General features: G+C 70.5%; 12 protein-coding genes and 1 pseudogene. 7 read left to right on the top strand and 6 right to left on the bottom strand.

Features of this window, described 5'->3' with window-relative positions; all coding sequences use genetic code 11:
* Positions 1–383: pseudogene (locus tag IEZ12_RS25105) on the top strand (hypothetical protein); the annotation flags it as partial.
* A gap of 38 nt (positions 384–421) precedes the next feature.
* Here IEZ12_RS25105 and IEZ12_RS25100 read toward each other — a convergent pair.
* Both IEZ12_RS25100 and IEZ12_RS25095 read right to left on the bottom strand, forming a co-directional pair.
* On the bottom strand, positions 422–604 hold the full coding sequence (locus IEZ12_RS25100; protein WP_043907400.1) for a hypothetical protein: 183 nt from the start codon (positions 602–604) through the stop codon (positions 422–424).
* 261 nt (positions 605–865) lie between these two features.
* Positions 866–1,159, bottom strand: a complete 294-nt coding sequence (locus IEZ12_RS25095) for a hypothetical protein (RefSeq protein WP_189274922.1) — start codon at positions 1,157–1,159, stop codon at positions 866–868.
* A gap of 152 nt (positions 1,160–1,311) precedes the next feature.
* Here IEZ12_RS25095 and IEZ12_RS25090 point away from each other — a divergent pair, with 152 nt between their 5' ends.
* From IEZ12_RS25090 to IEZ12_RS40650, 5 genes are all read left to right on the top strand, one after another.
* Positions 1,312–1,752, top strand: coding sequence for a hypothetical protein (locus IEZ12_RS25090; RefSeq protein WP_189274920.1), 441 nt, complete (start codon positions 1,312–1,314; stop codon positions 1,750–1,752).
* A gap of 129 nt (positions 1,753–1,881) precedes the next feature.
* On the top strand, positions 1,882–2,019 hold the full coding sequence (locus IEZ12_RS25085) for a hypothetical protein (RefSeq protein ID WP_189274918.1): 138 nt from the start codon (positions 1,882–1,884) through the stop codon (positions 2,017–2,019).
* Between the two features lie 117 nt (positions 2,020–2,136).
* Positions 2,137–2,364, top strand: a complete 228-nt coding sequence (locus IEZ12_RS25080; protein ID WP_189274916.1) for a hypothetical protein — start codon at positions 2,137–2,139, stop codon at positions 2,362–2,364.
* A gap of 173 nt (positions 2,365–2,537) precedes the next feature.
* Positions 2,538–2,894 carry a hypothetical protein gene (locus tag IEZ12_RS25075; RefSeq protein WP_100589915.1) on the top strand — a complete coding sequence of 119 codons (357 nt, stop codon included), beginning with the start codon at positions 2,538–2,540 and terminating at the stop codon, positions 2,892–2,894.
* Between the two features lie 118 nt (positions 2,895–3,012).
* Complete coding sequence (locus IEZ12_RS40650) at positions 3,013–3,507, top strand: hypothetical protein (protein WP_189274914.1); 495 nt, start codon at positions 3,013–3,015, stop codon at positions 3,505–3,507.
* Between the two features lie 335 nt (positions 3,508–3,842).
* Here IEZ12_RS40650 and IEZ12_RS25065 read toward each other — a convergent pair whose 3' ends face one another.
* A complete protein-coding gene (locus tag IEZ12_RS25065; protein WP_189274912.1) occupies positions 3,843–4,664 on the bottom strand; it encodes a TetR/AcrR family transcriptional regulator C-terminal domain-containing protein in 822 nt (273 codons plus the stop codon).
* A 282-nt stretch (positions 4,665–4,946) separates the two neighbouring features.
* On the opposite strand from IEZ12_RS25065, the gene IEZ12_RS25060 reads away from it, so the two are divergent.
* Positions 4,947–6,473: an MFS transporter gene (locus IEZ12_RS25060; protein ID WP_189274910.1), complete on the top strand. Its 1,527-nt coding sequence runs from the start codon at positions 4,947–4,949 to the stop codon at positions 6,471–6,473.
* Between the two features lie 116 nt (positions 6,474–6,589).
* Here the strand turns inward: IEZ12_RS25060 and IEZ12_RS25055 are convergent, their stop codons facing one another.
* From IEZ12_RS25055 to IEZ12_RS25045, 3 genes are all read right to left on the bottom strand, one after another.
* Positions 6,590–8,218, bottom strand: coding sequence for a cellulose binding domain-containing protein (locus IEZ12_RS25055; RefSeq protein WP_189274908.1), 1,629 nt, complete (start codon positions 8,216–8,218; stop codon positions 6,590–6,592).
* A gap of 409 nt (positions 8,219–8,627) precedes the next feature.
* Positions 8,628–9,560 (bottom strand): lytic polysaccharide monooxygenase auxiliary activity family 9 protein, encoded by a 933-nt coding sequence (locus tag IEZ12_RS25050; RefSeq protein WP_189274907.1) that lies wholly within the window; start codon positions 9,558–9,560, stop codon positions 8,628–8,630.
* Between the two features lie 509 nt (positions 9,561–10,069).
* Entirely contained in the window at positions 10,070–10,588 is a 519-nt protein-coding gene (locus tag IEZ12_RS25045) for a protein-tyrosine phosphatase family protein (protein ID WP_189274905.1), read from the bottom strand.
* Positions 10,589–10,781 lie beyond the last annotated feature (193 nt).

Below are 10,781 nucleotides of genomic sequence, written 5' to 3'. Positions count from 1 at the left end.
GCTCGATCACCGACAACGACGACTTCGAAGCCGCGAACCTGAACTACTGGGCTCACTGGCTCGGGCTCGATTCACGTTTCCAGACCAGCGACGACTTCATGGCCGAGCGGGAACGCCCCGCGTGGGACGCGTCATCGCTGCTCCTACAGTTCGCCATCCGGCTGGACCGCGCGGGTGAGTACACCGATCTGCGCATCCATTCGATCTGGGCACTCATGCTCACCCGCCGGGGCCCGGCCGGCGCAGACCCCCGTTCAATCAACCCGAATCGGGCTCCGACATACGACACTTCGACACACCCCGCCCCCACCGGGGTGGGGGCGGGGTCTGGTGTCAGCGGTGTGCAGGCCAGGACGGTGCGGCCGCGTGTGGCTTCGCCTTGAAGCCACAATCGATGACCAGGCCGCACGGCCCCGCAGGCTCAGCCGTTGGTGTGCTCGAACGCCTCAAACCAGCTGATGCGCGGACCGACGAGGCCGACGGCAACCGAGCCTCCCTGCAACCCGGCCGACGACGACGGCTCATCATGAGCCACCGCAACAGTCGGCACGGCGACCACCGCGGCCGCCAGGGCCACGGTCGCGGCAATCTTGGAGAGGCTCATTCGAAGGTTCATCTCAGGGACTCCGATCGTTTCTGGACGTAAGCCGGCCGGACCGGGTGGACGCGTGCCGCCCGGGGAGGCACGGAGAACATTTGCATGCAATGTGATGCCAACTCCTGATGTCGCAATCCGGTTGGGGCAAGCGGGTGCGCTTTCTCCCTCGTCCAGGTGACCCGGCTTAGCCCGTTCCGGCCGCTGTCCCCCAGCGGCGGGCTCGGGCACTTCACTGCCGAAGCCGTCCACGGGGGGCGATGTCTGGTGTCAGCGGTGGGTGGTGCACAGGCGGCGTCGGCGTTCCTCATCCACGTAGCCCTTGCCGGGGCTGCCGTCGGTCAGCGGCTTGTTGCGGCTGGTGTGCTTGTGGGCGGGCGGGCAGTCGGTGTCGTGCGTGGTGGTCGGTGCGGGGCGCGTGGCGCCCGGCCGCCTCGGGGCGCTCTCCTCCAGTCGGCGGGCCGGGGGAGGGGCCTGGCGTCCTTCGGCGGCCCGCTTCAGCGGGGCCCACTCGGCTTCCTGGGCGGCCCACTCGTCCTCGGCGAGGGCGTCGCCGACGCACACGGGTTCGGCGCGACGGGTGGGTGTGCCGGCACGTCCGCTACGACACCGGCGAACGGTGAGCCGAGCCCGCCCGCCACTGCGGCCACATCGTCCTCGCCTCCGAAGGCGAGAGCGACGACCGCTCCAACCTCCGCGCGTTGTGTGACTGGCATGTGCTCCGCAAGGACGCCGCCGATGCCGGCCGCGCCCACAAGAAGGCTGCCGCGAGCCGCTGGCGGCCTGCCCGAACCCGGGGACGTCCGCTGAAGGTCGATCCAGCTCTGAAGGACCCGCAGGCGGTTCGCGCCGCGCTCATCGAGTTGTGCGAAACCGAACTCGTCCTCGAACCGGGCGACTTGGCGGCGATCGACATCGCCGAGGCCATACTCGCCCGCGCCGCCCAGCTCTCCGCCGTGGTCAAGCGCGAAGGCCGGGTGATCCCCGGCGGCAACCGCGCCGGGATGATGGTCCTGCACCCCGGCGTCGCACAGGCCCAGACGAACCGGTCAAGCGCGGCCGGCCACCTCGCCAAGATCCGCGGTGAAGGTGAGGGCCCCAAACGTGGCCACAACGTCCGCGACGCCGTCGGTGCCCGCTGGGGCAACCGCGCCTGACGAAACCCCACCATGAGTCACCGTGCCATGCCATGACAGCTCTTGAACTTGCCGCGCAAATCGAACGTCGTCAAAACTTCGAGCAGCTGCCCACTACGGCGGCTTTCATCGCGCGATCCGGAGGTAGACATGGCGGACGAGCAGACGAACGACGAAGGCACGGCACCCAAGAAGGACGGCTTCGCCAATGGCGAGGTAATCAGCATCGAGGGTGAGGAGCACATCGTCGTCAGGGAAGACGAAATCACGGGCGTCATCGAGCGCTGACAGGTGATCAATGGCTCCAGCCTTCCGGACGGAGGTTGGGAGCCATTGCTCGTTCCGGCGAGAGCGTCCCAGGCCCGCTGTCCACCCTCCGCATGCCGATCTCGAAGGGGGCCTGCCGTGGCACGCCGCAAGACCCGGGCGGCCGGCCCCTCGGGCGAGGCCCTGCGCATCGCCCGCACGATCGTCTACCACGAAGCCTGCCTTGACGCCGAAGTTCCGCACGCCGTCGCCCGCGAACTGTGGGCCCACGACATGAAGTTGCCCTTCGGGGCCGGCAAACACATCTCGGTGGAGGCGGCCCGGCTGCTGGAGGAACGCGCGCACCGCGAGACAGCCAGAATGTGAGAACCCGCCGTAGGCGCGGACGGACACCGAAGCCGAGCCAGTCACCGCTTCACACCCCTGGCTCACCTGCACGGGTGGTTTGACATCTGATGCCGTGAATGCCGCGGAAGGCACTCATAGCCTGAGCCCCGTACGTCGAAGGACAGCACATGCGGCACTCCCGGGGAGCGTAGATGCCCAACTTCCAGCTCGGTGAAGTCCCCACCGGCTTCGTGTTCAACGAAAGCGACGGCCTCATCCACTACAGGTACGGGCTTCTCCTGCCGATCCCTCAGCCCAACCAGACCGGCGTATGGGGCGACGCCTACTTCAGCCTCGGCTCCAGTTGGGTCGATGTGCGGCTGAAGGTGCAGTTCCACAACGGCACGACCTGGCTCCCCGCCAAGGACTGGGACGTCAGTCAGGGCGGTGCCCGCGTCACCGAGAAGCTCCCCAAGGGGATCCAGAAGATTCACGTCGGACGTGTGAAGAAGAGCAGCAGCGACGTGGTGGACGACAACCCGGTCGGCTGGCTCATCGAATACGTCTGACGGATCCGCGCTCACCCTGCCGTGCCCCGGACTGGCCTCGCGCCGGACCGGGGCGCGGCGCGCTGTCTCACCCTCGGCGCAGGACCAGGGCTGTGTGCCTGAGTCGAGAAGGGCAGCCGTGATCATCTATGGGCCCGTCCGCACGATCGCGGACACCGTCCCGCATCTGCATCGCACACTGGCGGGCGAGTTGCTGCGCTGGTCGGCCCGCGCGTTCCGGCTGGACTGGACGTACACGCCGGAGCAGTGCCGCATCCTGGCGTGCTGGTACGAGTTGCGTGACGACGCCGTGCCCGAGGGCGACTCGAACGACCCGGAGACGTGGGGCCGGGTCTTCCGCCACGAGTCCGGCACACTGCGCCGTCTCAAGGCTGCCCCAGCTTGGCGCTGCCGTAGCCGCCCACCGAGACCCGAGACGTCGCAGCCCTTGTTGCGGATGGTCTGGATGACGGCCGGCATGGTGGTGTCAGAGGTGATCGGGGAGGTGCCGCCCCAGGCCGGGGTGCAACTGCTGCCCTGGGCCAGGACGAATGCCAGCTGGAAGGCCTTCTGTCCGGTGGCGTCCATCATCGCCGCGGCGTCCGGCGGGCTGTTGTCCTCCGGCATCAGGTAGTACAGCGCGGAGGCGTACCAGTTGGAGCCGAGCCCGTCGGTGGCGGCCGCGTTCGCGGGCCCGGACGCGGTGACGGCGGCTACGCCGCCAGCCAGCAGGCCGAACACGGACAGCGCGACCGCGAGGGCGCGGCGCGGCCGACGGCGCGTCGACGGCAGGCGGCCCGGGGCGCGAAGTGGGGGCGTGCGGCCGGGTCAACGGTCGGGTATCGAGCCGAGGTCGACGTAACTTGCCCCTGGTATAGACCTGCGCTGAATCGTCGTCAACTCTTGCGGACGCCCGCCGCTCGACCCTTCAAGTCCGGCGCCGAACTGCCCTGATGCTCGATGCAGTCGTCAGCCGCCCGCGCCAGCCGCGCCGGCCGCTCCGCCCGTCGGGCCGTGCCACGCCTGGTCGTCGGATGCCGGGCCGGGGCGGTCGGGTGCGGCCGCCGGCGGCGTCGGCGTCGGCGCGTTCGCCGGGAGGAAGGACTCCAGGCCGCGCAGGAACACCTCGATCTTGAAGGCGTACCGCTGGTCGCCGTCGCCCTCCATCATGGCGTCCGCCATGCGCTGCAGGGTCGGGAAGCGCTCGGCTGGCAGGTCGTGAAGGTAGCCGCGCAGCTGGTCGAAGTAGGCGCCGAGATCGGTGCCCCGGGCAAGCCGCTCGTTGTACACCCAGGCCTCGTACGCGTCGGTGTCGATGATCTGGCCCAGGGCGTCCAGCGCCCAGGCCGCCACCTGCGGGGGCAGGCCGACCTGGAGCAGCAGGTCGAGCAGGAACTCGGTGATCCGCAACTGGCTCTCGCCCACCGGGATGCTGCCCAGCGACACCAGCGCCACGTCCCGATGGGCCGTCAATACCCGTTGCGCCTCGAAGCAGATCTCGGTGATCTGATCCTTCCAGCGCTCGGGCTCCGGCCGGAGCGGCAGGCGGATCTCCGCCGTGACCTGCTCCAACATCAGGTCGAACAGCTCCTCCTTGTTGGAGACGTGCGCGTACAGCGAGGCCGGACCGGTGCCGAGCTCCTGCGCGACCCGGCGCATCGTCACCCCGGCCAGGCCCTCGGCGTCCAGCACGCGGATCGCCGTGTCGACGATCAGCGAGCGGCTGAGCGGCTGGCGCGGGTCGGCCTTGCGTGGCTTGTGCCACGGGATCGCGGGCATCTGCGCGGGCATCGGGCCACCTGCTTTCGCTGAACGTTCTACCGTCGATCATCGTACTCGGGGCGAACGCCGTTCGACCGGTGGGCGAAGCATCCGGTTCGGGGGCGGGTTCCAGGGGGCTCAAGTGCTGGTCAAGGCACTCGGGGACGAGTCCGGGTCGGTCTCCGGGGGAAGTCAGGGTAAATCCGTTTGACGGGAACGCCGCTCGGCTCGTAGAACAGTGTTCGTTAGAAGAAACACCGTTCACTGCGCGGCCCCCGTCCACCGCGCCCTGGCATTCAGCAGGAGTATGCAATGACCGACGCGGTCGGACTTTCACCTTCGGCGACACCGCCCTCCGCGGGCGGGGCCGAACCCTACCGTTGGCGCTGGGTCGCGCTGTTCGTCATCCTCGCCGCCGAGGTGATGGACCTGCTCGACTCGCTGGTGACGAACATCGCCGCCCCCGCGATCCGGCAGGACATCGGCGGTGGCGAGTCCACCATCCAGTGGCTCGGCGCCGGCTACACGCTGGCGATGGCGATCGGCCTGATCACCGGCGGCCGGCTCGGCGACATCTTCGGTCGCCGCCGGATGTTCATGCTCGGCGCGGCCGGGTTCACGCTCGGCTCGCTCGCCTGCGGTGTGGCCCAGGAGCCCTGGCAGCTGATCGCCGCCCGGATCGCCCAGGGCCTGCTCGGCGCGGTGATGCTCCCTCAGGGCTTCGGCATCATGAAGGAGATCTTCTCGCCGAAGGAGCAGGGCGCGGCCTTCGGCATGTTCGGTCCGGTGATGGGCCTGTCCACGGTCGGCGGTCCGATCCTGGCCGGCTGGCTGATCGACGCCGACTTCGCCGGCACCGGCTGGCGGATGATCTTCCTGATCAACATCCCGCTGGGCCTGTTCGCCTTCATAGGCGGCCGGGTCTTCCTCCCGGCGCAGGCGGAGGGCCGGACGGTCCGGCTCGACCTGGTCGGCGCGCTGCTCGCGGCCGTCGGCGCGGCCACCGTCATCTACCCGCTGGTGCAGGGCCGTGAGCACGACTGGCCGCTGTGGGCGTTCGCGCTGCTGGCGGTCGGCGTGGCGGTGTTCGGCGTGTTCGGGTGGTACGAGTCGCGGCGCAAGGCCGTCGGAGCGGATCCGCTGGTCGAGCCGAGCCTGTTCGCCAAGCGCGGCTTCAGCGGCGGCATGGTGCTCGGCCTGATCTTCTTCACCGCCATGACGGGCTTCTGGCTGACGTTCAGCCTCTACACCCAGCTGGGCCTGCACTACAGCCCGCTGAAGTCCGGCCTGGCGGGAGTGCCCGCCTCGGTCGGCATGGTGATCGCGTTCGTCGCCTCCCAGGCGCTGCAGCGCTTCGGCCGCAAGGTGATGCACGCGGGCCTGCTGGTGATGCTGGCCGGCGTGCTCGGCCTGATGTACACGCTGCACAGCCAGGGCGCGGGCGTCACCCCGTGGCAGACGGTGCCCGCGCTGCTGGTCACCGGACTGGGCATGGGCCTGGTGATGGCCCCGTTCTTCGGCATGGTGCTGGCCTCGGTGGACTCACACGAGACCGGCTCCGCCTCTGGCACGCTGACGGCCGTCCAGCAGCTGGGCGGCGCGCTCGGCAGCGCCATCCTCGGCACGGTGTTCTTCGAGCGGCTGAAGACGGCCGACTTCGCCAGCGCCGAGCAGTTCACCCTCTGGTCCGAGATCGCAATGCTGGTCGTGGTGTTCGCCGCCATATTCCTGCTCCCCAAGCACGCCCGCCCGGAGGACGGCGAGGGCGCGCCCGAGGGGAGCGCCGACGCCGCGACCACGGTCGACGTCCGCAAGGAGGGGGAGCACCAGCCGGTGTGACGCTACGTCAATGACCGGCCGGTCGGCCGCCCTCGGGCACCAGGTGCCAGGGCGACCGACCGGCCGGCCACTCGAATCAATCCGACTCGGCCGACGACGCGCGCCGACCGTCAGCCTCAGCCGTTGTACGCGGCGAACATCTTCGAGAACTGGTAGGGGGTCTGCGGAATGTTGGTGCACTTGGGCAGCGAGCCGGTGCAGGCGTTGGCGTCCCGGGTCATCTCCCAGAAGGCCAGCTCGCCGAGGTGGTTCTGCTGGGCGAAGGTGAGCAGCTGCTGGGCGTCGGAGATACCGAACACCTCGGAGGCGGTGTCGTTCTGGCCGAGCATCGGGGTGACACCGACCATGGCGTAGGCCTGAGCATCCGTCAGGTTGGTCCAGACGGAGCGGATCTGCGCCTGGGTGGACTGCGCGGCCTGGATCGCGTAGGCGCCCATCTTGCCGGCGGGGCTCGGGGCGGCCCAGTCGCCGAAGTCCATCGCCATGACGTTGACCAGGTCCACGGCCAGGCCGGCGTTCTTGGCGGACTGCAGGATGTAGACGCCGTCGGCGGTGAGGCCGCTGGGCAGCACCGGCAGGGTCAGGCTGACCTTCAGGTCGCGGCCCTTGGCGCGCTGCGCGGCCTGCACCTGCGCCAGCGCGGCGGAGCGGCGGTCGACGGAGGCGTGGTCGGTGACGGCGGTGCCCTCGATGTCGAAGTCGACGCGGTCCAGCGCGTAGACGTCCACCACCTTCTGGTACTGCGCGGCGAGCGAGGCCACGGTGGTGCAGGACTGCGCGAGCTCGGTGCCGTTGGCGCCACCGAACGACGGGCGGACGTCGCCGCCGGCGGCCCGGATGGCGTCCATGTCGGCCTTGTCCCAGCCGGTGGTGGCGTCGTACGCGCCGAACCAGCTGGCGGTGCAGGGCTGGCTGCCGTTGATGATGAAGGCCAGCGAGAACTCCTTGAGTCCGCTGGCGGCGGCGAGCGCGGGCAGGCTGGGCGTCGGGTAGGCACCGAGGTCGACGTAGGGCGCGGCGGTGCCGGGCGTGGTGCCGGTCCCGGCGGTGGCGGTCGCGGCGGCGGAGGCGGCGGACTCGTTGCCGGCGGCGTCGAAGGCGCTGACGGTGAAGGTGTGGCTGCTGCCCTGGAGCAGGCCGCGGACGGTCGCGCTGGTGCCGGTGACGGTGGCGACGACGGCGCTGCCCTCGCGCACGTGGTACCCGGCCACGCCGACGTTGTCGGTGGAGGCGTTCCAGCCGAGGGTGATGCTGCCGGGCCCGGCGCCGGTGCTGTGCAGGCTGCCGGGCACGGTCGGCGCGGCGTTGTCGGCGGGCGCGCCGGCGCACGGCTGGTTGTTGATGGTGCAGTTGGCGGGCACGGTCTGGGTGGCGCCGCTGGTGACACCGAAGCCGACGGCGGGGGCGCTGGCCCCGGGGGCGAGCGGCGCGGCCCAGGTCGGCGAGGTCACCGTGTAGTGGGTGCCGGTGGAGGTGCTGGTGGAGGTGAGGGTGCCGTTCCACAGGCTTGAGACGGTCTCGCCGGCCGGCAGGTCGAAGGAGAGTGACCAGTTGTTGACGGTCGTGTTGGTGTAGTTGGTGACGGTGTAGCTGGCCTGGAAGCCGTTCGACCAGCTCTGGGTCACGGCGTAGTCGGCGACCAGTCCGGAGGCTCCGGCGGCGTTGGCCGTGCCTGTCGCGGTGGCGGCCAGTGGCGCGACGAGCAGGGCCGCGGTGGCGGCGAGAGACAGGGTGACGCGCCTCATGGGCGGGTTCTCCTCGACGGTGTGGGGGAGTGGGGTGGTGTGCTGGTGCTGGGGGCGGACTCAAGATGGTCCAGACCAATTGGGGCCGTCAAGGTGGAAACCTGCGGTTTTGCCCAGAATTGACGGTTCATCAAGGTGTCGGCGCGGCAGGTTGCTTCGGCCGGCAGCGGCGGGTCGCTTCGGGGCACTCCCGGCCGATCGGGGCTGCCGCGCGGGAAGGCCATGGCGCGGAAAGGCCATGACACGGAGGGTCGCGGCGGGAGAAGGCCGTGGCGGCGGAGGGTCGCGCGGGGGCAGAGCGAGGGAGGTGGAAGGTCGTGATGACGGAAGGCGCGGCCCCCGAACTGTGGGGGATGGGGCCGCGCCACCCGCCCGACCCACGCGGGTCAGGCGTTCATGGGCCGTCAGGTCAGGCGGTGACGGCGGCGTTGCGCATCCGGCGGGCCAGGAGGACGCCCGAGGCGGTGGCGGCCAGCAGGCCGGCGCCGGCGACGCCGAGCAGCAGGTTGTCGCTGCCGGAGGCGTGGACGGAGGCGGCGGTGTTGGTCGAGGTGGTGCCGGCGGCCGCCTCCTGGGCGGTCAGCGCGTCGCCGCCGTGGCCTGCGTGGGAGACGGAGGAGTACGCGGCGCCGGCGCTGATCTGCGCCTCGGTGGGCGCGGACGGGGTCTGGGCGGCGAGCGCGCCGGCCGCGGCGGTGGTGCCCGAGCCGAAGTCGACGTCGGAGCAGCCGAAGAACGCCTCCGGGCTGTCCGTGCGCTGCCACACCATGTAGACGATCTGGCGGCCGGTGCGCTGCGGCAGGTTGGCGGCGACGTTGTAGTAGCCGTTGTCCGAGGTGCGCGGGCTGGCGAAGGTGGCGATCGGGTTCGCCAGGTCCAGGTTCGACCACTTCAGCGGCTGGGTCGGGTTGTAGCTGCTGTTGGTGATGTACAGCGTCATGACGCCCTGGTGGGGCGCGGTGACGCGGAAGTTGAAGGTCTTCGCGCCGGCCGTCACCGGGGTGGCGGCCCAGTCGGTGCGGGCCCAGTCCAGGGCGCGGTACTTGTCGCGGTTCGCGGAGCAGAGGTGGCCGTCGGGGATGATCTGCCGGGCCTGCCCGTTGGCGTTGGCGATGTTGACCTCGTTCCAGTCGTACAGCGGCTGGGTGCCGCTGTCCGCGACGAGGTCCTTGCAGACCTGGGACTTGGGGGTCTCGGGGCCCTCCGCGTAGCAGGAGGCGATACGGCTGGCGGGGCCGAACATGGCGCCGTGGGCTCCGGCGGTGCCGGCGGCGAAGGTGGTGGCGACCAGGGCGCCCGCGCCCACCGCGGACGCGGTGAGCAGACGACGGGACCAGGACATGGTTCTCCTCGGAAAGGTGCCGGGTCGATGGTGGGGGAAAAGGGGCGGACACATGCCCGCCCGACGCCCGCGGGAGCGACCCGGGGGCGGCGCGGTGTGGACCCGGCACACCGCGAACGGACCGAAGGCTACGATTGGCCTATACCAATTGACAAGTGTCTGCCAGTTTCGGCCGGAGCCCCGGTGGCGGCATTCGGCCACCCGCAACGCCCGTGGCACAGTCCCGACCTGGCGTTGTGTCAGAACCCGTCGACCGCACTCTCGGCGAAAAGCACCAGCGGAATCGGCCTCCCACCAGCCCCGCAACCTACCGCCGCCGTACCCGCTCGGCTACGCCAGCCCGCTCGCGCGGCTACCTCCATCTGTCCGCCAGAGGGGTGCGACGGCTCCGGCGGATAAGAAGGTCATAAGCCGCCGATAACCATGGGGCAAGCCACCCGAGCCCGGCCAACAGCCCGTCAGCAGTGACCCGCCGACGCCGCGTCAGCCTTCGAGGTCAGCCTGAGAGGTCAGCCTTCGAGCGCCGTCAGCGAGCCGAGCAGCCGCGCCGTGTCGAGTCCGGTCTCCAGGTGCACGACGAACAGTTCGTTGTTCAAGGCCCATGGCGAACGCCGGGCCCGTACTCGGCGGATCGCCTCGGCGGGGTGCGCGCCCAGTTCGACCAGTGCCTGCGCCGCCACCAGCCCGGACCGGTTGTAGCCGGAGCGGCAGCGCACCAGCACCCTGCGCCCGGCCGCCACCGCATCCGCCGTGTGCGTGGCAGCATCCTGGACGGCGGCCAACTGCTCGGCGTCCAGCGGGCCGTCCGGCACCTCGGCGACGACGTGCTCGACGTCGGGCGCGGGGCCGTGGCCGGGGGCGGTGAACAGGCTGACCACCAGCTCGAATTCGCTGTCGACCCGGACCGGGTGGCGCTGCCCGACCGGGTCGCGCCAGTGGTGGCCGCCCATCCAGAGCCCGGGCGCCACCTCGCTCCACGGCGTCTCGGGCTCCGGCGTGCCGTGGTCGCCCTTTCGGCGGGTCTTCATGTCACTGCCTCCTCGCCCGACAACGCGGAGACTCCGACGACGGGTTCCCGAAGGGTGCGTCCCGAAGTGCGGGTCCCAAGGTGCGAGTCCCGAAGTGCCGGGCCCGGGACAGGACTTCCGGGGCGGGTGGGGGTGGGTTCGCCGGGCGTTCATGAGGGGAACAGGTGGTGGTGGGGCTTCGTTGGGGTGGGGT

Origin of the sequence: Kitasatospora griseola (assembly GCF_014648555.1) — a bacterium.
Lineage (GTDB): Bacteria > Actinomycetota > Actinomycetes > Streptomycetales > Streptomycetaceae > Kitasatospora > Kitasatospora griseola.
The sequence above is the reverse complement of the archived record's forward strand: the minus strand, read 5'-3'. Positions and strand labels throughout refer to the sequence as shown.